At 72.5% G+C, this 19,564-nt stretch carries 16 protein-coding genes and 1 tRNA gene; 13 read left to right on the plus strand and 4 right to left on the minus strand.

Annotated features, from left to right (window positions below; translation table 11 throughout):
- Nucleotides 1–33 precede the first annotated feature (33 nt).
- The gene (locus tag FED44_RS31345) at nt 34–609 is read left to right on the plus strand and encodes a TetR/AcrR family transcriptional regulator (protein ID WP_244302434.1); all 576 of its coding nucleotides are present in this window, start codon (nt 34–36) and stop codon (nt 607–609) included.
- Here FED44_RS31345 and FED44_RS31350 read toward each other — a convergent pair.
- Nucleotides 584–1,198: a GNAT family N-acetyltransferase gene (locus FED44_RS31350; protein ID WP_138462927.1), complete on the minus strand. Its 615-nt coding sequence runs from the start codon at nt 1,196–1,198 to the stop codon at nt 584–586. The two genes, FED44_RS31345 and FED44_RS31350, sit on opposite strands and share 26 nt — an antisense overlap.
- 118 nt (nt 1,199–1,316) lie before the next feature.
- On the opposite strand from FED44_RS31350, the gene FED44_RS31355 reads away from it, so the two are divergent.
- Genes FED44_RS31355 through FED44_RS31370 form a run of 4 tightly spaced genes read left to right on the plus strand, consistent with a single transcriptional unit; the run spans nt 1,317 to nt 5,873 of the window.
- Entirely contained in the window at nt 1,317–2,315 is a 999-nt protein-coding gene (locus tag FED44_RS31355) for a phosphotransferase family protein (RefSeq protein WP_138462928.1), read from the plus strand.
- A complete protein-coding gene (locus tag FED44_RS31360; RefSeq protein ID WP_138462929.1) occupies nt 2,316–3,533 on the plus strand; it encodes an acyl-CoA dehydrogenase family protein in 1,218 nt (405 codons plus the stop codon).
- A 7-nt stretch (nt 3,534–3,540) separates the two neighbouring features.
- Entirely contained in the window at nt 3,541–4,713 is a 1,173-nt protein-coding gene (locus FED44_RS31365; protein WP_138462930.1) for an acyl-CoA dehydrogenase family protein, read from the plus strand.
- The gene (locus tag FED44_RS31370; protein ID WP_138462931.1) at nt 4,710–5,873 is read left to right on the plus strand and encodes an acyl-CoA dehydrogenase family protein; all 1,164 of its coding nucleotides are present in this window, start codon (nt 4,710–4,712) and stop codon (nt 5,871–5,873) included. The genes FED44_RS31365 and FED44_RS31370 overlap by 4 nt, the downstream gene beginning before the upstream one ends.
- A 44-nt stretch (nt 5,874–5,917) precedes the next feature.
- Here the strand turns inward: FED44_RS31370 and FED44_RS31375 are convergent, their stop codons facing one another.
- A complete protein-coding gene (locus FED44_RS31375) occupies nt 5,918–6,538 on the minus strand; it encodes a TetR/AcrR family transcriptional regulator (RefSeq protein WP_138462932.1) in 621 nt (206 codons plus the stop codon).
- A 206-nt stretch (nt 6,539–6,744) separates the two neighbouring features.
- Here FED44_RS31375 and FED44_RS31380 point away from each other — a divergent pair, with 206 nt between their 5' ends.
- The 3 genes from FED44_RS31380 to FED44_RS31390 all read left to right on the plus strand — a co-directional run bounded on the left by FED44_RS31380 (nt 6,745) and on the right by FED44_RS31390 (nt 9,135).
- On the plus strand, nt 6,745–7,491 hold the full coding sequence (locus FED44_RS31380; protein ID WP_244302436.1) for an NERD domain-containing protein: 747 nt from the start codon (nt 6,745–6,747) through the stop codon (nt 7,489–7,491).
- A 100-nt stretch (nt 7,492–7,591) separates the two neighbouring features.
- Nucleotides 7,592–7,665: transfer RNA gene (locus tag FED44_RS31385), tRNA-Lys, on the plus strand.
- Nucleotides 7,666–7,866: 201 nt separating this feature from the next.
- Nucleotides 7,867–9,135, plus strand: a complete 1,269-nt coding sequence (locus FED44_RS31390; protein ID WP_138462933.1) for an alpha/beta hydrolase family protein — start codon at nt 7,867–7,869, stop codon at nt 9,133–9,135.
- 19 nt (nt 9,136–9,154) lie between these two features.
- Here the strand turns inward: FED44_RS31390 and FED44_RS31395 are convergent, their stop codons facing one another.
- Nucleotides 9,155–10,069 (minus strand): helix-turn-helix transcriptional regulator, encoded by a 915-nt coding sequence (locus FED44_RS31395; protein ID WP_138462934.1) that lies wholly within the window; start codon nt 10,067–10,069, stop codon nt 9,155–9,157.
- 101 nt (nt 10,070–10,170) lie between these two features.
- On the opposite strand from FED44_RS31395, the gene FED44_RS31400 reads away from it, so the two are divergent.
- The gene (locus tag FED44_RS31400; protein WP_138462935.1) at nt 10,171–11,091 is read left to right on the plus strand and encodes an oxidoreductase; all 921 of its coding nucleotides are present in this window, start codon (nt 10,171–10,173) and stop codon (nt 11,089–11,091) included.
- On the opposite strand, the gene FED44_RS31405 is transcribed toward FED44_RS31400, so the two are convergent.
- A complete protein-coding gene (locus tag FED44_RS31405) occupies nt 11,082–12,353 on the minus strand; it encodes an endonuclease Q family protein (protein WP_138462936.1) in 1,272 nt (423 codons plus the stop codon). The genes FED44_RS31400 and FED44_RS31405 overlap by 10 nt on opposite strands.
- A gap of 573 nt (nt 12,354–12,926) precedes the next feature.
- Here FED44_RS31405 and FED44_RS31410 point away from each other — a divergent pair.
- Genes FED44_RS31410 through narI form a run of 4 tightly spaced genes read left to right on the plus strand, consistent with a single transcriptional unit; the run spans nt 12,927 to nt 19,562 of the window.
- Nucleotides 12,927–16,640 carry a nitrate reductase subunit alpha gene (locus tag FED44_RS31410; RefSeq protein ID WP_138462937.1) on the plus strand — a complete coding sequence of 1,238 codons (3,714 nt, stop codon included), beginning with the start codon at nt 12,927–12,929 and terminating at the stop codon, nt 16,638–16,640.
- Nucleotides 16,640–18,244 (plus strand): nitrate reductase subunit beta, encoded by a 1,605-nt coding sequence (gene narH, locus FED44_RS31415; protein ID WP_165900540.1) that lies wholly within the window; start codon nt 16,640–16,642, stop codon nt 18,242–18,244. Before FED44_RS31410 ends, narH begins: the two co-directional genes overlap by 1 nt.
- Nucleotides 18,241–18,849, plus strand: coding sequence for a nitrate reductase molybdenum cofactor assembly chaperone (gene narJ, locus FED44_RS31420; RefSeq protein WP_138462938.1), 609 nt, complete (start codon nt 18,241–18,243; stop codon nt 18,847–18,849). Before narH ends, narJ begins: the two co-directional genes overlap by 4 nt.
- Entirely contained in the window at nt 18,846–19,562 is a 717-nt protein-coding gene (gene narI, locus FED44_RS31425; protein WP_111699268.1) for a respiratory nitrate reductase subunit gamma, read from the plus strand. Before narJ ends, narI begins: the two co-directional genes overlap by 4 nt.
- Nucleotides 19,563–19,564: the final 2 nt, after the last annotated feature.

The raw sequence follows: 19,564 nt of genomic DNA on the forward strand, positions 1-19,564 counted from the left end.
CTACGCCTGTAGTGCGCCCGTACGATGGGGGCCGTGAACAGTCAGCGGGCGGTCCTCGTCGCGGACGCGGCCATCGCGATCCTGGCCGAGCGCGGCATGCGGGGGCTGACTCATCGGGCGGTCGACGAGGCCGCCGGCCTCCCTCCGGGGTCCACGTCGAACTGCGCCCGCACGCGTGCGGCGCTGCTGGAGCTGACGCTGGCCCGGCTGTCCGAGCGCGAGGCGGCGGCGCTCTCCACGGTCGTGTCGGCCCTCCCCTTCGGCGAGGGGGGCGCCGCCGACCTGACGGAGCTGCTCGCCGCCTTCGCGTACGCCGCGATGACCGAACACCGGGAGACCACCGTCGCCCGGTACGAGCTGGCGCTGGAGGCGAGCCGCCGGCCGGAGCTGCGCAGGCTGTACGACGAGCTGGGCCGCCGAATCCGTGAGCCCGCCGTCGCCATGCTGGCCGCCGCGGGCTCGCCCGACCCGGTGCGGCGGGGCGGGCAGATGGTGGCCTACGTCGACGGCCTGCTGTTCGACGCGGTGGCGGGTGCGGGCGGCGTCCCCTCTCCCGAGGACCTGCGGGCCGCCTGCGAGGACCTCATGAGCCTGTTCCTCCGCGGCTGAGCAGCGCCTCCATCCGGCCTTCCAGGCGGGCGCGATGGGCCGGCCACTCGTCGTCCAGGATGGAGTACAGCGGGCTGTCGCGCCAGGTCCCGTCGGGGCGGCGCAGCTGCCGGCGGAGCACGCCCTCCCGCACACCGCCGATGCGCTCGATGGCGGCCTGCGATCGCAGGTTGCGGACGTCGGTCCGCAACACGACGCGGGTGAACCCGAGAGCGAAGGCGTGGTCGAGCAGCATGATCTTGCAGTCGGTGTTCACGCCCGTACGCCAGTGGGCCCTGGCGTACCAGGTGGACCCCACCTCCACGCTCTCGTCGAAGCCGCCGACGTCCCAGTAGGCGGTCGAGCCGATCGCCCGCCCGGTCGCCTTGAGGATCACGGCGAACTGGACGGTCAGCGGCCTGGCGAGGAGGCCCGCCACATGGCGGCGCATCCCCTCCTCCGAGGTGGGGAAGATCCGCGGACTGAACCGCCACACCTCCTCGTCGTCCCGGCCGGCCGCGTACAGGTCGGGGACGTGGCCGAGGGTGAGGGGCTCCAGCCGTACGACGCGGCCGTCGAGCACGACGGGCGCGGGCATCTTCGCGGTCATGCGGCCGACGCTACCGAGAGCGCACGGCGCGGAGAACGGCCACTTCGGAGGCGTCGCCGAGGACCACTTGTGCGAAGCCGTGTCGACACGCATACCGGCTGGTCGGTACGCTCACGGGGTGGACGCCGACCCGCCCGGCCTCGATCTCGCCCGCCTCGCCGGGCACCTCCAGCGCGCGGGCCTGACCGAGGGGCCGCTCACCGCCGAGCTGATCGTGGGCGGACGGTCCAACCTGACGTACGTCGTCCGCGACGCCGCGCGGACCTACGTGGTGCGCCGGCCGCCGCTCGGGCACGTTCTGGCCACGGCCCACGACATGGCCCGGGAGCACCGGGTGATGAGCGCCCTGCGGGACACGCCGGTCCCCGTGCCGCGCATGTTCCATCTGTGCCGGGACGCGGAGGTGATCGGCGCGCCCTTCTACGTGATGGAGCACGTCGAGGGCGGGCAGCCGCCGCTCACCCCCGCCCTCGCCCACGCGCTGGTGGACGTGCTGGCCGCGCTCCACTCGATCACTCCCGGGAGCGTGGGGCTCGGCGACTTCGGCAGGCCCGAGGGCTTCCTGGAGCGGCAGGTCGCCCGGTGGAAGCGGCAGCTCGACGCCTCCCGCAGCCGGGACGTCCCCGGCTTCGACGACCTGTACGAACGCCTCGCCCGCGACGTGCCCGCCGAATCGGGGGCTCCGGCGATCCTGCACGGGGACTTCAAGCTCGGCAACACGCTGGTCGCCGACGGCGAGGTGCGGGCCGTGCTCGACTGGGAGATGTCCACGCTCGGCGACCCGCTCACCGACCTGGCGCTGTTCCTCCTGTACGGCGAGGTCTCCGCGCTCGACCCCGCCGCTGGCCGCGCGGTCGGCGCGACGGGTGAGGCGGGCGACGAGGCGCCGCCCCTGCCGATCGAAACGGGGGCGGACCTCGCCGCGCGGTACGGCGAGGCGTCCGGCCGCGACCTGTCCCGGTTCGGCTGGTACGCCGGCCTCGCCTGCTTCAAGCTCGCGGTGATCGCCGAGGGCATCCACTTCCGCCACATGATGGGCCTCACGGTGGGGGAGGGCTTCGCCGGGATCGGCGAGCAGGTCGCCCCGCTCGTCGCCCGCGGGCTCATGGAGGTCTGAATGCACTTCGCGTTCGACGACAGGACGGAGGAGCTGCGGGCCCGGTTGCTCGCCTTCATGGACGAGTGCGTCCATCCGGCCGAGCGCGCCTTCCACGAGCAGGCGGCCCAGGTCCGGGCGGCCGGCGGCTGGGGCCCGCCGCCGCTGCTGGAGGACCTCAAGGCCGAGGCCCGCTCGCGCGGCCTGTGGAACCTCTTCCTTCCAGGAGAGCGGGGCGCGGGGCTGACCAACCTCCAGTACGCCCCGCTCGCCGAGATCATGGGCGGGTCGCCGGCCATCGCCCCGCCCGCGACCAACTGCGCCGCCCCCGACACCGGCAACATGGAACTGCTGGCGGAGTTCGGCAGTGAGCGGCAGCGGGCGGAGTACCTGGAGCCGCTGCTGGCCGGGGAGATCAGGTCGGCGTTCGCGATGACCGAGCCCGAGGCGGCCTCCTCCGACGCGACGAACATCGCGACCTCGATCACGAGGGACGGCGACGAGTACGTCGTCAACGGCCGCAAGTGGTACATCACCGGCGCGATGAACCCGAACTGCCGGGTCTTCGTCGTGATGGGCAAGACCGACCCCGACGCGCCCCGGCACCGGCAGCAGAGCATGGTGCTCGTGCCGCGCGACACCCCCGGTCTCACCGTACGGCGCGGCATGACCGTCTTCGGGTACGACGACGCCGACCACGGCGGCCACGCCGAGGTGCTGTTCGAGGACGTACGCGTGCCCGTGGGCAACCTGGTCGGCGAGGAGGGCGGCGGCTTCGCCATCGCCCAGGCGCGGCTCGGACCGGGACGGATCCACCACTGCATGCGGCTCGTCGGCATGGCCGAGCGGGCGGTGGAGCTGACGTGCCGCCGGGTGCTGTCGCGCGAGGCGTTCGGCGGGCCGCTGGCCCGGCAGGGGGTGATCCAGGACTGGATCGCCGAGTCGCGGGTGCGCATCGAGCAACTGCGCCTGCTGGTGCTCAAGACGGCCTGGCTGATGGACACCGCAGGCAACCGGGGCGCGCACACCGAGATCCAGGCCATCAAGATCGCCGCGCCCGCGACCGTGGAGTGGATCCTGGACAAGGCCATCCAGGCACACGGCGCCGCCGGGCTGAGCCAGGATTATCCCCTCGCCGCGCTGTGGGCGGGGGCCCGGGCCCTGCGCTTCGCCGACGGTCCCGACGAGGTCCACAAGCGGTCGCTGGCCCGCCGCGAGCTCAAGAGACACATGGGGTGATCTTCTGGTGACATGGGATGAGGCGTCGGTCGCCGAGCGTGCCGCGGCCTTCCTCGCGGCGCACGACCCGGCGGCCATGAACCGCCTGGAGTTCCTGCGCGCCCGGTTCGACGCCGGGCTCGCCTGGGTGCACTTCCCCGAGGGCCTCGGCGGCCTCGGCGCCCCCCGGGAGCTGCAGGCCGTGGCCGACCGGGAGCTGAGGGGCACGCCCGACAACCAGCCCGGCCGCATCGGCATCGGCCTCGGCATGGCCGCCCCGACGATCCTCGCCTTCGGCACCGACGAGCAGAAGAGGCGTTTCCTGCGCCCCCTCTGGACCGGCGAGGAGGTGTGGTGCCAGCTGTTCAGCGAGCCCGGCGCCGGTTCCGACCTCGCCACCCTGGCCACCCGCGCCGTACGCGAGGGCGACGAGTGGGTGGTGGACGGCCAGAAGGTGTGGACGTCGAGCGCGCACACCGCCCGCTGGGGCCTCCTGCTGGCCCGCACCGACCCCGGCGTGCCCAAGCACCGCGGGCTGACCTACTTCGTCTGCGACATGCGCGCGCCCGGCGTCGAGGTGCGTCCGCTGCGCCAGATCACCGGTGAGGCCGAGTTCAACGAGGTCTTCCTCACCGGGGTCCGCCTGCCCGGCGCGCTGCGGCTGGGCGAGACCGGCGACGGCTGGCGGGTCGCGCAGGCCACGCTGATGAACGAGCGGGTCGCCATCGGCGGCATGCCCGTCCGCCGCACCATGATGGAGGTCGTCGCCGACACCTGGCGCTCCCGGCCCGAGCTGCGCACCCACGACCTGCACCAGCGGCTGCTGCGGCTCTGGGTGGAGTCGGAGGTCATGCGCCTGACGGCCGCGCGGCTGCGCGAGCAGCTCGCCGCCGGGCACCCGGGACCGGAGGGCTCGGGCATGAAGCTCGCCTTCGCCCGGCTGCACCAGGAGCTCTCCGGCCTGGAGGTCGAGCTGCTGCGCGAGGACGGCCTCGGCTACGACGACTGGACCTTCCGCCGCCCCGAGACGGTCGACTTCCTCGGCCGGGAGGCGGGCTACCGCTACCTGCGGGCCAAGGGCAACTCGATCGAGGGCGGCACCTCGGAGATCCTGCGGAACATCATCGCCGAACGCGTGCTCGGGCTGCCCGCCGAGCCGCGTGCCGACAAGGACGTCGCGTGGAAGGACCTCCCCCGATGACTCTGCTGTACACGGAGGTGGAGGAGGAGCTGCGGGCCGCCGTGCGCGACCTGCTCGCCGACAGGTGCTCCCCGTCCGCCGTGCTCGGGCGCGTCGAGTCCGGCACGCCGTACGACGCGGAGCTGTGGAAGACGCTGGCCCGCGAGATCGGCGTGGCCGGGCTGCTGGTGCCCGAGGAACTCGGGGGCGCCGGGGCGTCGGCCCGCGAGGCCGCCGTCGTGCTGGAGGAGCTGGGACGCGCCGTGGCGCCGGTGCCGTTCCTCGCCAGTGCCGTCCTCGCGACCCAGGCGCTCCTGACGGCGGGGGGAGAGGCGGCCGGCGAGCTGCTGGGCCGCCTGGCGGCCGGGGAGGCGACGGCCGCGCTCGCGGTGCCGTTCGCCGCCTCGCCGTACGCTCCTCCGGCCCCCGCGGCGGCCCTCGGCGAGGACGGCACGGTGACGGGCACCGTCGGCGGCGTGATCGGCGCCGAGATCGCCGACGTGCTACTCGTCCCGGTACGGCTGACGCGGGGCACCGCCCTGTGCGCGGTGGAGGCGTCCCCGGCCGGATCCGCCGGAGGGACCGAACGGGTGGCCCCGGCCACCTCGCTCGACCTGACCCGGCCGATCGCGACCGTGTCGTTCGCCTCGGCCCCCGCGCGCGTCCTCGCCACCGCCGGCGGCCCGGAGACGCCGTGGGTGCGGGAGGCCCTGCTGCGCGGCGCGGGGCTGCTCGCCTCCGAACAGCTCGGGATCGCCGAGTGGTGCCTCGCCACCACGGTCGCGTACGTCAGGGAGCGCAGGCAGTTCGCCCGGCCGGTGGGGTCGTTCCAGGCGGTCAAGCACCGGCTGGCCGACCTGTGGCTGGAGATCGCGGGAGCCAGGGCGGCGGCCCGGAACGCGGCCGCTCGGCTGGCGGAGGCGCCGGTCGCGGGACCGCCCGGCGACGACGCGGCGGTGGCCGTCACGGTGGCCGTCGCCGTGGCCCAGGCGCACTGCGGAGCGGTCGCCGTCCACGCCGCCGAGGAGTGCGTGCAGCTTCACGGCGGCATCGGGATGACCTGGGAACACCCCGCGCACCTCTACCTCAAGCGGGCCAAGGCCGACCAGATCGCCCTGGGCACGCCGGGCGACCACCGCGAGGCCCTCGCCGGTCCGGCGGACCTCCCCGCGCCGGTCTGACCTCTCAGGACCGCTGCTCAGAGCCGCTTCCAGGGAGGCGTTTCTCAGGGGCGCAGTGAGCCGAGCAGGAGGTCGGCGAAGTGGCGGCCGACCTCCTCGCCGGTCAGCGGGCCGTCCGGGTGATACCAGGTGCCGAGGTGGTGGACCGAGCCGAAGAAGAAGTCGACCACCATCTCGGCGGGGATGTCGTCGCGGAAGACGCCCTCGCGCTGCCCCTCGGCGACGAGGCCGCGGAACCGCTCGTGGTAGCGGCGCCGCTCGGCCCGCACGGTCTTGTAGGTCTCGGGGGCGAGCTGGTGCATCGACCTGAAGAAGATCTTGGAGTCGTCCAGGTTGTCGACCGTGGTCACGACGACGTCCGTCGCCGCCGCGTGGAGCCGCTCGGCCACCGGGCCCCCGGCGTCGGCGAAGCGGTTGAGCCGCTCCATCTGCAGGCGCAGCACCCGGGCGTAGATCTCGTGCAGCAGGTCGTCCTTGGACCCGAAGTAGTGGTACATCGCGCCCTTGGTGACCCCGGCCGCCGCGACGATCTCCTGGACCGAAGTGCTCTCGAAGCCCCTCTCGGCGAACAGCCGGGTCGCCTCGGCGAGCAGGCGCCGCCGTACGGGCTCCTCCACGGGCGCGCCGCCGACGGGTGCGGAACGATCCGATACACGCCGGGCCATCTCGACCTCCTTCGTCGTCCGGCCCAAGCATACCGACTGGTCGGTCGCCGCCTGGTGGACTGCGCTGCCTGGTAATGCGTGATCCAAGGACTGGCGGAATCGCATTACTTCCCTCACCTTAGGAGGGTTGGGATTCCCGCTCGGGTATCCCGGGAGAAAGCCGCATGCAGACTGTGGGGGTTGGCGTGCCAAACGGTTCCATCTATGTGCCGAAAGACGAGAAGTTCACCGGCGCATCGCCGCAGAACCTGTACGTGACGTTCTGGTTCGCCGGGCGCAAGAACCGGATCCGGATACGGGCCGCCATCGCGGTCGCGGGCTTCGTCGTCGGCAACCTGCTGGGCTCGCGGCTCGGGCTGAACCCGTTCGTCGCGGGAGTCGTGCTGGGTGCCCTGGCGGGCGGCGTGGACTGGTTCGTCGCCTGGCGGCTGTACGAGCGCACGGCGGTGTGGCGGGGCAAGCGCCGCGGCGAGGTGCGCACCGGGCGGCTGCTGCGTCTCATGCTGCGCCGTCGCGGCTACCGGGTCATGGACGGCCGGGCCGTCCCCGGAGAGGCGTCGATCGACCACCTCGTCATCGGCCCCGGCGGCGTGTGGATCGTGGACAACGAGGCGTGGTCGCCCGACACCCTCATCGCGCGGTACGGCGAGCGGCTCTTCTTCGACGAGAGGTTCGGCACCTCTGTCGCCAAGGGCCTGATCTCCGCCGCCGAGTCGATGGCCGCGCTGCTGACCAAGGAGACCGGGATCGCGGTGACGATCGCCCCGGTGCTCGCCGTGCACGGTGGAAAGATCAAGGCCTGGGGCGGCGTCCTGACCGGCGAGGGGCTGACCGTCGCCTATCCCCGCCGCGTCGCGGGCTGGATCCGCTCCAACGGGTCGGCGGCGTACACGGAGGAGCAGATCGACCTGCTGGCGCGCACGGCCGCCCGCATCCTGCGCCGCATGAGCTGACCCGGGCCGCATGAGCCGACCGGGGCCGCCGGGCCGGACGTCGCTCCGCTCCGGCCCGATTTTGAGCGCTCTGAGGTGTGCGATAACCTCTAAGAGCTCTGCGCCGCTAGCTCAGTTGGTTAGAGCAGCTGACTCTTAATCAGCGGGTCCGGGGTTCGAGTCCCTGGCGGCGCACCCAACCCGGAAGCCCAGGTCGTCATCGGCCTGGGCTTTCGTCGTCTGGCTATCCTTGCGGCCGGTGCCGGTGGTGCGGGGCGAGGATGCCGTAGGCCCGGCCCGGCGCGCTCCCCGAACCGGCCTGAAGTGCTACTCGGACGGCGCCGACCATACCTTCGGCCGATACCGCGCCGGGTTCGGGCCTCGCAGGATCAAGCCATGCCATACGAAGATCCGCACGCCGCGCCGAGAGCCGAGGCCCTCACCAGGCATGACCAGAGCCGTCCGGCTCTGACCGACCGGATCCTGCGGGCCGGCCTGGCCGCGGTCGCCGGACTGCTCACCCTGACGGTCTCCGCCTCCTGGACGCCGGCGTCCGCCTCTCCCGCACACGCCTCCGCCGGCTCTTCGGTCACGCCGAGCGGCAGGCCGTATCTGCCCGAGCCGACCGGTCCCCATCCGGTCGGCACGACGTCCCTGCGTCTGGAGGACACCTCGCGCCCCGACCCCTGGGTCCCCGCGGCCAGGTCGAGGGAGCTCATGGTCTCCCTCTGGTATCCGGCGAAGTCCCGGAACGGACGGCGGGCGCCCTACATGACGCCCAGGGAGTCGGAGCTCATCCTGAAGGGCAAAGGGGTGACGGGCGTGCCGCCCGACGTGCTGAGCAGAACGCGGACCCACGCGTTCAGCGGCGCCGGACCGGCGGGACGCCGACACACCCTGCCCCTTGTCGTGCTCTCTCCCGGCTTCACCGACCCCCGCAGCTCGCTCACGGCCCTGGCCGAGGAACTGGCGAGCAGAGGCTACGTGGTGGCCGGCGTCGACCACACGTACGAGACCTTCGCCACCACGTTCCCGGACGGGCGGCTGACGACCTGCGCCGCGTGCGAACTCGAAGGCGTCGACGACTTCGGTGCGAAAGCGGTGAGGAACCGGGCGGCCGACGTCTCCTTCGTGATCGATCAGCTGACCGGTCCGCACTCCAGGTGGACGGGCGCCTCGCTGATCGACGCGTCCCGGATCGCGATGGCGGGCACGTCCCTCGGAGGCGCGAGCGCCGCCGAGACGATGCTGAAGGACTCCCGGGTGCGCGCCGGAATCAACATGGACGGCCTCATGTTCGCCCCGATCCCCGCGAGCGGGGTGGCGCGCCCGTTCCTGTTCCTGGGCCAGCCGCTGCACAGCCCGGGGGGAGAGGATGCCACCTGGGACCGCGACTGGGCACATCTGACCGGGTGGAAGCGCTGGCTCGTGGTGGCCGGAGCGGTGCACCCGTCCTTCAGCGACTACGACCTGCTGGCTCAGCAGATCGGCGTCGACCTCGGCAGTGAGCTCCGCGGAAGCCGCTCCGTGGACATCACCCGCAGGTACGTCCGAGCCTTCCTCGACCTGCACCTGAGCGGTAGGCCACAGCCCCTGCTGGACAGGCCGTCGGCGCGCTACCCCGAGGTCGAATTCTGCACGCCGGAGACGAAGACCTGCACATAGAGGGGTTCGACGGCGGGGGTCACGGAGTCCGGGGTTCGAGTGCCCGCCGGCGCGCCGCTTCGGACAGTCGGGCCGTCCGCGAATCCCGGGAGGCGTGCAGGGACGCGAGCAGGCGGACGCGTTCGTCGTCCGGGGTGCCGGGCTCGGCCGTGTAGACGAGCAGGACCGGCCCGGGATTTCCGGGCAGGGGATAGACGTCCCAGTCGAGGGTGAGCTCGCCCACCTGGGGGTGCCGGAACAGCTTCGTCCCGTGAACCGTCTCACGCACCTCGTGCCGCGCCCAGAGCCGGCGGAAGTCCGCGCTGCGGATGCTCAGCTCACCGATGATCGTCGTGGCGCGCGGATGGGTCGGATCGGTCGCGACGGCGGCCCGCAACATGCCGATGTACTGCAGGGCGGTGGTCTCCCAGTCGGGGCAGCGCGCAGGGGTCCCGGGATCCTCGAACAGCACCGTGAGCATGTTCCGCCGCCCCGGCGGCAGGGTGGCCGGATCGCCGAGCAGCGCCTCGGCGAGCGTGTTCCACGCGAGCACGTCGAGGTGGCGGCCGAGCACGACCGCGGGAGTGCCCATGACGTGCAGCAGTCGCCTTGTGCCGTCCGGCACGCGCTCCGGCGCGCGGCGCGTGCGGACGGCCGCCGGTCGCCGTGCCGCCCGGGCGAGGGTGAACAGATGCCGGCGTTCCTCGTCGTCGAGGTCGAGCGCGGAGGCGAGGGCGTCGAGCACCTCGTCGGAGGGCCGCACCTCGCGGCCCTGCTCCATGCGCTGGTAGTAGTCGGTGCTCAGCCCGGCCAGCAGCGCGACCTCCTCACGTCGCAGGCCGGCCACCTTGCGCCGGGGCCCCGGCTCCAGGCCGACGTCCTGCGGGCGCAACCGGCCGCGCCGGGCACGCAGGAAGTCACCGAGCTCACGGGCGTACGCGTGGTCGACAGCCATGACGACAGTCTGCCGCCGCGGTCCGCGCCGAAGGTAGGTCCGGCGTTCCCAGGGAAACGCGTACGACCGAGTCCCGGCGACCCCGTCCTAGCGTCGTCGCCATGACCGAATGGAACGCCAGCCACATCCCCGACCAGCACGGCCGGGTCGCCGTCGTCACCGGCGCGAACTCGGGACTCGGCCTGGTCACCGCGACCGAACTCGCCCGTCACGGGGCACACGTCGTGATGGCCGTACGCGACGTCGCCGCGGGCGAGCGGGCGGCCGAGGCGATCCGGCGCTCCGCGCCACGGGCCGGGATCGAGGTGCGGGAGCTCGACCTGGCCTCGCTCGCATCGGTGCGCGCGTTCGCGACGGGCATGACCGCCGGCTTCGAGGCGATCGATCTGCTGGTCAACAACGCCGGTCTGGTCCTCCTCGGCCCGGCCCGCACGACGGCCGACGGGTTCGAGCTCCAGCTCGGCACCAACATGCTGGGCCACTTCGCCCTCACCGGCCTGCTGCTCGGCGGTCTCGGCCGGGCGGACGCCGCACGGGTGGTCAGCCTCAGCTCGATCACCCACAAGAACGCCCGCCTCGACTTCGACGACCTGATGTCGCGGCGCGACTTCAACGCCAGTCGCGCGTACGGCCGCTCCAAGCTCGCCACCACCGCCTTCGGCCTCGAACTCGACCGCCGCCTGCGCGCCGCCGGATCACCGGTCGTCAGCGTCGTCGCCCATCCCGGGCTGTCCAGAAGCAATCTCACCCCCCGGGCCTGGGAGCACCGCGGCCGGATCGGGCAGATCTTCGCCCGAGGCGGGCTGCTGGTGACGCAGCCGGCCGAGCGGGGGGCGCTGCCCCAGCTCTTCGCCGCGACCGCGCCCGGCGTGCGCGGCGGCCAGTTCTTCGGGCCGTCCGGCCTCTTCGAGACGCGCGGCCGGGTCGTCGAGGTCCGCCCCAGCGCGCACGCGGCCGACCCCACCGTCGGGCTCCGCCTCTGGACCGCCGCCGAAGACCTGACCGGCGTCACCTACCTCTGACCCCCGCCCGGCTCGGAAGCCACCGGGTCGAGGGTGTGGATGCGGCCGAACTCGCCGTCGTAGCCGGGGTCCTTGGTCACCTCGCCGTTCCGCAGGCGGCCGACCGCCTCGGCGAGGCGCGGTGAATCGGCGGCGATGTCGGAGAGGGGGAGATCGCCCAGGATCGCGAGTTCCGGGCCGAGCGCGGCCACGAGCCGGTCGGTCTCGGCGGCCACCTTCTTGCTCTTCGGGCCGACGCCGAGGATCTCCGCCACGACGTCCGGCAGCGGGAGGAGGTTGCGGAAGCCCGCCGCGCCGCGCGGGCTCCGGTCTGCCGGGCGGTCGGCGAGGTCCTCGACCCTGCTCTGCACGCCGACCGTGAGCGTACGGCCGCAGACCGGGCAGATTCCGCCGAGCTTGCGGGTCTCCTCCGGGTCGAGCCGCACGCCGCACTTGCGGTGACCGTCGACGTGGTACTTGCCCGCCTCGGGGAAGAACTCCGTCGTGCCGGCCAGCCCGTCACCGCTGCGCAGGGCCTCCAGTACGGCGAAGTAGTCGAGGCCGGTGTCGAACACCGTCGTCTCGCGGCCGACGATGGGCGGCGAGTGGGCGTCGGAGTAGCTGACCAGCCGATAGCCGTCCAGCCCGGAGACCTGCCACATCATGCCGGGGTCGGCTGACAGCCCCGTCTCCAGCGCGAACACGTGCTCGGTGAGGTCGCCGAAGCACTCCTCCAGCGTGTCGAACCCCGACTTCGAGCCGAACACGCCGAACCAGGGCGTCCAGACGTGCGCCGGCACCAGGTAGGCGCCCTCGCCCCGGGCCAGGGTCGTCTCCAGCAGGTCCCGCGCGCTCATGCGCACCGTGGGCCGTCCGTCCACGCCGAGGTCGGCGATCCCGGCCAGGACCCGGTTGAACGCCTCCACCTGCTCGAAGCCGGGCAGGTGGACGAGATGGTGGATCTTGCGGGACCGGCCGCCCTGCCGGTAGACCGTGGAGACCTCCACGGTCAGCATGTACCGCACGGGCGCGGTCGCGACGCTGCCGGGGAGGGTGCGGGAGACCTCCCGGTCGAGGTCCTCCCGGAGCCGGAACAGCCCCGGCTCGGCCGGTACGAGAGCGGTGCGCAGCCGCTCCAGCCAGGCCGGGTGGGTGAAGTCGCCGGTGCCCATCAGCGTGACGCCCTTGCGCCGCGCCCACCAGGTCAGCTGCTCCAGGTCGCTGTTCCTGCTGCACGCGTAGGCGTACCTGGAGTGCATGTGCAGGTCGGCGTGGAATCGCACGGCGAACCTCCCGTCGCTTGACCAACGATCTACCACGTTGCCGATCAGGAGAAGTCCAAACACCCGCCGTGCGGCGACCGGCGCCACACATGCCCATCGGGGTTCGCGGGAACTCCCGGACACGCGGACACGATTCGCGGTAAAAAGTCCATAAGATCATTTCCGGCGGTGACCTTTTCGTGGCTACGGCTCGCAACCGGCACCGCATTCGATTCGGTTCCCTGCCGTTTCATCGTGTGTTCACGCATCGGCCTGTGAGGTGCGCGGCCGCGTCGGGTGCGATGGTGACGCCTTCCCGGGCGGGCCGCGCCGACGCTACGACCTGTGAGCGGCCGATCATGCCGATCCGCCTTCGGAAGTGGCGCATTTCACACCGAATTACCTCGCTGCGTTTTTTCGGCGGCCTGGCGGGCGGATATTTCGGGTGGTGCGGAAATGAATTGGCGCGTCGGGATATTTCCTGCGGAGACCGTCCGTGATAAAACGCCTCTCGGCGCCAGTAATCATCTAACTATCGGGATTGATCGTCTTATTCGAATCTCCGAAGGCCGGCGCCCGCAGGGAGGTCGTGACATGTTCAAGCGCAGATTCCGGGGACCCGTCGAGCAGGCGGCGGCGACCGCCGCCGAGCGGCTGCTGCAGGCGGGCAGGCTGCTGCATCGGGCGGAGACGACGCCGGACCTGCGGGCTCTGTACCGGACCGATCAGGGCGTCAACGACGCTCCCTACCGGGAGCGATGGGCGCACGACAGGGTCGTGCGCTCGACCCACGGCGTGAACTGCACCGGGTCGTGCTCGTGGAAGGTGTACGTCAAGGACGGCCTGATCACATGGGAGACGCAGCAGACCGACTACCCGAGCGTGGGCCCCGACCGGCCGGAGTACGAGCCGCGGGGCTGCCCTCGCGGAGCCGCCTTCTCCTGGTACACCTACTCGCCCACCCGGGTGCGGTACCCGCACGCCAGGGGAGTGCTGGTGGAGATGTACCGCGAGGCCAGGACGCGCCTGGGAGATCCCGTGGCGGCGTGGGCCGAGATCACCACCGATCCCGCGAAGCGGCGGCGGTACCAGTCGGCCCGCGGCAAGGGGGGCCTGGTGCGGATCGGATGGGACGAGGCGCTGGAGATCGCGGCCGCGGCCCACGTCCACACGATCAGGACCTACGGGCCGGACCGGGTGGCCGGCTTCTCCCCGATCCCGGCGATGTCGATGGCGTCGCACGCGGTGGGCGCGCGCTTCATGTCGCTCATCGGGGCCCCGATGCTGTCGTTCTACGACTGGTACGCCGACCTGCCCATCGCGTCTCCCCAGGTGTTCGGCGACCAGACGGACGTGCCGGAGTCGGCCGACTGGTGGGACGCGGCCTACCTGCTGCTGTGGGGGTCCAACGTCCCGGTGACGCGTACGCCGGACGCGCACTGGATGGCCGAGGCCAGATATCGCGGGCAGAAGGTGATCGTCGTCTCGCCGGACTACTCCGACGCCACGAAGTTCGCCGACGAGTGGCTGCACCCGCACCCGGGGACCGACGCCGCGGTGGCGATGGCGATGGGGCACGTGATCCTGACGGAGTGCTTCGTCCGCAGGCGGGTGCCGTACTTCGCCGACTACGTCAAACGCTTCACCGACCTGCCGTTCCTCGTGACGCTGCGGGAGCGCGAGGACGGCGGCTACGCGCAGGGCAAGTTCGTCACCGCGGCCGACGCCGGGCTCGGCGCCGACGAGGGTGCGGACGAGGGCGCCGCGTGGCGGCCGGTGCTCGTGGACGCGCGGCGGGACGTCCCCGTCGTCCCCGGCGGGACCCTCGGCGACCGGTGGGACGAGAACCGCGCCGGCCGCTGGACCCTGGACCTCGGCGACGTCGACCCGCTGCTCAGCCTGTACGGCGAGGACGCCGAGAGCGTCGAGGTGGTGTTGCCGCGCTTCGACGACCCGTCGGGCGTGGTCCGGCGCGGGGTGCCGGTCCGCCGGGTGGCCGGACAGGTGGTGACCACCGTGTTCGACCTGCTGCTCGCGCAGTACGGCGTGGCCCGGCCGGGGCTGCCGGGGCGGTGGCCGGCGGGATACGACGACCCGTCCCTCCCGTGCACGCCCGCCTGGCAGGAGCAGATCACCTCGGTGCCCGCCCGGCAGGTGACCCGCATCGCCAGGGAGTTCGCCACGACGGCGGAGAAGACCGGCGGCAGGGCGATGATCGTGATGGGGGCGGGAACCAACCACTGGTTCCACTCCGACACGATCTACCGGTCGTTCCTGTCGCTGCTGCTGCTGACCGGCTGCCAGGGAGTCAACGGCGGTGGGTGGGCGCACTACGTCGGGCAGGAGAAGGTCAGGCCGTTCACGGGCTGGCAGCAGATGGCGACGGCGGCCGACTGGGTGCGGCCGTCGCGGCAGATGGCCGGCACGCCGTACTGGTATCTGCACACCTGCCAGTGGCGGTACGAGAGCTTCTCGGCCGGGGCGCTGTCGAGCCCCGCGGGCCCCGGCCTCTTCTCCGGCAGGCACACCGTCGACCTGCTCGCGCAGTCGGCCCGGCTGGGCTGGATGCCGTCGTATCCGACCTTCTCCGCCAACCCGCTGACGCTGGGCGAACGGGCCAGGGCGAGCGGCCGCGATCCCGCCCGGTGGGTGGCCGGCGAGGTCGCGGCGGGCCGGCTGGGGTTCGCGTGCGAGGACCCGGACGCGCCGCGGAACTGGCCGCGGGTGCTGACGGTGTGGCGGGCCAACCTGATCGGGTCGTCGGCCAAGGGCAACGAGTACTTCCTTCGGCACCTGCTGGGGGCGCAGGACGGCGCGAGCGCGCAGGAGGCCCCGCCGGACGCGCGCCCGCGGGACGTCGCGTGGCGTGACGACGCGCCGTCCGGAAAGCTCGACCTGCTGCTCGCCCTGGATTTCCGGATGACCTCGACCACGCTGTTCGCCGATCTGGTGCTCCCGGCGGCGACCTGGTACGAGAAACACGACCTGTCGAGCACGGACCTGCATCCGTACGTGCACGCCTTCTCCCCGGCGATCAGCCCGCCCTGGCAGGCGCGCACCGATTTCGAGATCTTCCACGGGCTGGCCCGCAAGCTCGGCGAGCTGGCGGCGGGCCGCCTCGACGTCGCCTACGACCTGGTCGCCACGGCCCTGCAGCACGACACCCCGGCCGAGACGGCGCAGCCGGGCGGACGGGTGCCGGACTGGCGGGAAGCCGGGCATCCGGCCGAGCCGGGTCGCAACCTTCCGGCGTTCTCCCTCGTGGAGCGGGACTACACGGCGATCGCCGACAAGCTGGGAACGTTCGGCCCGCTGGCGGAGAAGCTGGGCATGACGGTGAAGGGCGTCACCGTCCGGCCGGGGCCGGAGGCGGCCTGGCTGGCCGCCCGGTGCGGCCGGGCGGAGACGGGACCGGCCGCGGGCAGGCCGCTGCTCGACACCGACGTCAAGCTCTGCGAGGCGATCCTGGCGTTGTCGGGCACCACGAACGGGCGCATCGCGGCGGAGGGTCTCGCCGCGCTGGACCACCGCTGCGGAACGTCGTCGAAGCTGGCGGAGCTGGGCGCCTCGGTGGCGGAGCGCAGGACGGTCTTCTCTGACACGCAGGACCGGCCGGTGTTCGCGGGGACGAGCTTCGAGTGGTCGGGCAAGGAGGCGCCGGACCGCCGGTACGCGCCGTTCACCATCAACGTGGAACACGGCAAGCCGTGGCACACCCTGACCGGGCGTCAGCACTTCTATCTCGATCACGACTGGATCGCCGAGCTCGGCGAGCAACTGCCGGTCTACCGGCCGCCCCTGGACCTGGCGGCGCTGGGCGAGTCCGGGCAGGGCGCGTCCGGCGACGGGCGTTCCGTGCGGGTCCGCTACCTGACGCCGCACTCGAAGTGGTCCATCCACTCCGAGTATCAGGAGAACCTGCTGATGCAGACGCTGGCCCGCGGCGGCCCGGTCATCTGGATCAGCGTGCCGGACGCCGAGGCGATCGGGGTCGCGGACAACGACTGGATCGAGGCGGTCAACGTCAACGGCGTCGTGGTCGCCCGCGCGGTGGTCTCGCACCGCATCCCCCAGGGCACGGTGTTCATGTACCACGTGCAGGAGCGCCTGGTGAACGTGCCGAAGTCGCAGGCCACCGGCCGGCGCGGCGGGGTGCACAACGCGCTGACCAAGCTGCTGATCAAGCCGAGCCATCTCATCGGGGGGTACGGCCAGCTGTGCTTCGCCCCCAACTACTACGGCCCGACGGGCAACCAGCGTGACGCGGTGACCGTCGTCCGCCGCCGCTCCCAGGAGGTGAGCTACTGATGCGGGTGATGGCCCAGATCGCGATGGTGATGAATCTGGACAAGTGCATCGGCTGTCACACATGCTCGGTGACCTGCAAGCAGACCTGGACCAACCGCGCGGGCACCGAGTACGTCTGGTTCAACAACGTCGAGACTCGCCCGGGGCAGGGGTATCCGCGTGGCTACGAGGACCAGGACAGATGGAAGGGCGGCTGGCGGCTCGCGCACGGCCGGTTGGTGCCCCGGGCCGGGGGCAGAGTCCGGCGGCTGGCCCGCCTGTTCGCCAATCCCGAGCTTCCCCTGCTGGACGACTACTACCAGCCGTGGACCTACGACTACGACAACCTGACCACCGCGCCGCTCGGTGATGACGTGCCCACCGCGCCGCCCCGCTCGCTGGTGGACGGGCGGCCGATGGCCGTCACCTGGGGTCCGAACTGGGACGACGATCTGGGCGGCGGGCCCGGGCATCTGGCGGGCGACCCGGTGCTGCGGAAGATCGGCGACGATGTGCGGCTGCAGTACGAACAGTCCTTCATGTTCTACCTCCCGCGCATCTGCGAGCACTGCCTCAACCCGTCGTGCGTCGCCGCCTGCCCGTCCGGCGCGCTGTACAAGCGGGTGGAGGACGGCATCGTCCTGGTCGACCAGGACCGGTGCCGGGGCTGGCGCATGTGCGTGACCGGGTGCCCGTACAAGAAGGTGTACTTCAACCACCAGACCGGCAAGGCCGAGAAGTGCACGATGTGCTACCCGAGGGTGGAGGCGGGGGAGCCGACGGTGTGCTCGGAGACCTGCGTCGGCCGGCTGCGCTACCTGGGCGTCATGCTGTACGACGCCGACAGGGTGGGCGAGGCGGCCTCGGTGCCGCGTGAGGAGGATCTCTACCCGGCCCAGCTCGGCTGCTTCCTCGACCCCGGCGACCCGGCGGTCGCCTCGGCCGCGGAGGCGTCCGGCATACCGCACGACTGGGTGGAGGCGGCACGCAGGTCACCGGTGTACTCGCTCATCTCCCGCTACCGCGTCGCACTGCCGCTGCACCCGGAATACCGGACCATGCCGATGGTCTGGTACGTGCCGCCGCTGTCGCCGATCGTGGACGCGCTGGCCGAGACCGGCCACGACGGCGAGGAGGTGGGGAACCTGTTCGGCGCGATCGAGTCCCTGCGCATTCCGCTCGGCTATCTGGCCGGGCTGTTCACGGCGGGCGACATCGCGCCGGTGGAGGCGGCGCTGCGCAGGCTGGCGGCCATGCGGGCGCACATGCGCAGACTCAACCTCGGCGAGGACGCGGACCCGGCCATCGCGGCGCGGGTGGACATGGAACCGGCCCAGATCGAGCGGATGTACCGCCTGCTGGCGCTGGCCAAGTACGACGAGCGATACGTCATACCCACGGCGTACGCCGCCGGGGCTGGCGCGGGCGACGCCGTCGCCGGGTGCGGCCTGGACGCGCCCGGAGGGCCCGGAATGCTGGAGACGGGTGCCGGGGTCGCCGCCTTCCACGCTCCGCCGGGCACCGCCGCCGACGACCGGCTGCGCGGGCGGATCAACCTGCTGAACTGGGACGGTAAGGGGCTCCCCGCGGGCCTGTTCCCGCCGCGCGCGGAGGGCGGGCGGTGACGCGGCCCGCCGTACGCCAGGCGGCCTCCCTGCTGCTCGTCTACCCCGGCGACGACTGGCCGTGGCGGCTGTCGCTGGTGGAGCGGACGCTCGGCTCGCTGCCCCGCCCGGCGGCCGAGGCGCTGGGCGGGTTCTGCGCGGGTGCCGCCGGGGCCGACCCGCTCCGGTTCGCCGCCGACTATGTGGCCACCTTCGATCGCAGCCGCCGCCGCACCCTGCACATGACCTACTACGCCGACGGCGACACCCGCAGGCGGGGCATGTCGCTCGCCCGGGTCAAGTCCGTGTACCTGGCCGCCGGCTGGCGGCCCGACGACGCCGAGCTGCCGGATTTCCTGCCCCTTATGCTCGAGTTCTCCGCCCGCTGCCCCGAGCCCGGAGAAGGGCTCCTCCGGGAGCACCTCCCGGGTCTCCACCGGCTGAGGTCGGCGCTGGAGGACTTCCGCAGCCCCTACGCCGACGTGGTGGGGGCGGTGCTGACCACTCTGCCCGAGCCGGCGCACGTGCGGCGCCGGGCTCGGGAGACCACCGCCGAGGCAGCCCCGCCGGTCGAGCGCGTGGGACTGGACGTCCGCTCCGCCGGACCGCGAGGAGGCCACCGGTGAAACACCTGCAGATCGCCCTGTGGGGAGTCCTGCCCTACCTGGTGCTGGTCCTGTTCGTGGCGGGATCGGCCTGGCGTTATCGCTACGACCGTTTCGGGCTGACGACACGCTCCACCCAGTTGCACGAGAGCCGGCTGCTGGGCGTCGGAGGCCCGGTCTTCCACTTCGGGCTGCTGTTCGTCGTCGCCGGCCATGTCGTCGGGATGCTGGTGCCCGAGAGCGTGACGAACGCGTTGCGGCTGCCCGAGTCCGTCTACCGGGAGAACGCGCTGGTGGCCGGCGGCGCGGCCGGCCTGGCCGCCGTCGCGGGACTGGGGATCCTGCTGTGGCGGCGGCTGCGGGTGCCCGCGGTGCGCCGGACCACCAGCCGCGGGGATCGCCTGCTCTACCCGGTGCTGGCGACCGTCCTGCTGGCTGGGCTGTGGACGACCCTGGCCGGGGCGGCCACCGGCTCCTACGACTACCGCCTCGGGGTCTCGGTGTGGTTCCGCTCGCTGTTCGTGCTGGACCCCGACGTGCCCGCCATGGCGCACGCGCCGTTCGCGTTCCAGTTCCACACCGCGCTCGGCATGCTGCTGTTCGCGCTGTGGCCGTTCAGCCGGCTGGTGCACGCCTTCGCGGCTCCGCTGGGCTACCTCGTGCGGCCGTACATCGTCTATCGATCACGCGGCGCGTCCGCCGGCGTGGGCGCCGGTCGCGGCGTCGCGCGGTGAGC

Origin of the sequence: Microbispora triticiradicis, assembly GCF_005864065.1 — a bacterium.
GTDB lineage: Bacteria > Actinomycetota > Actinomycetes > Streptosporangiales > Streptosporangiaceae > Microbispora > Microbispora triticiradicis.

Bases quoted from the DNA above. Each gene is read 5' to 3' on its own strand.
- FED44_RS31350 (WP_138462927.1), bottom strand. From the start codon at position 1,198: ATGACCGCGAAGATGCCCGCGCCCGTCGTGCTCGACGGCCGCGTCGTA.
- FED44_RS31360 (WP_138462929.1), top strand. From the start codon at position 2,316: ATGCACTTCGCGTTCGACGACAGGACGGAGGAGCTGCGGGCCCGGTTG.
- FED44_RS31370 (WP_138462931.1), top strand. From the start codon at position 4,710: ATGACTCTGCTGTACACGGAGGTGGAGGAGGAGCTGCGGGCCGCCGTG.
- FED44_RS31375 (WP_138462932.1), bottom strand. From the start codon at position 6,538: ATGGCCCGGCGTGTATCGGATCGTTCCGCACCCGTCGGCGGCGCGCCC.
- FED44_RS31390 (WP_138462933.1), top strand. From the start codon at position 7,867: ATGCCATACGAAGATCCGCACGCCGCGCCGAGAGCCGAGGCCCTCACC.
- FED44_RS31395 (WP_138462934.1), bottom strand. From the start codon at position 10,069: ATGGCTGTCGACCACGCGTACGCCCGTGAGCTCGGTGACTTCCTGCGT.
- FED44_RS31400 (WP_138462935.1), top strand. From the start codon at position 10,171: ATGACCGAATGGAACGCCAGCCACATCCCCGACCAGCACGGCCGGGTC.
- FED44_RS31410 (WP_138462937.1), top strand. From the start codon at position 12,927: ATGTTCAAGCGCAGATTCCGGGGACCCGTCGAGCAGGCGGCGGCGACC.
- narH (WP_165900540.1), top strand. From the start codon at position 16,640: ATGCGGGTGATGGCCCAGATCGCGATGGTGATGAATCTGGACAAGTGC.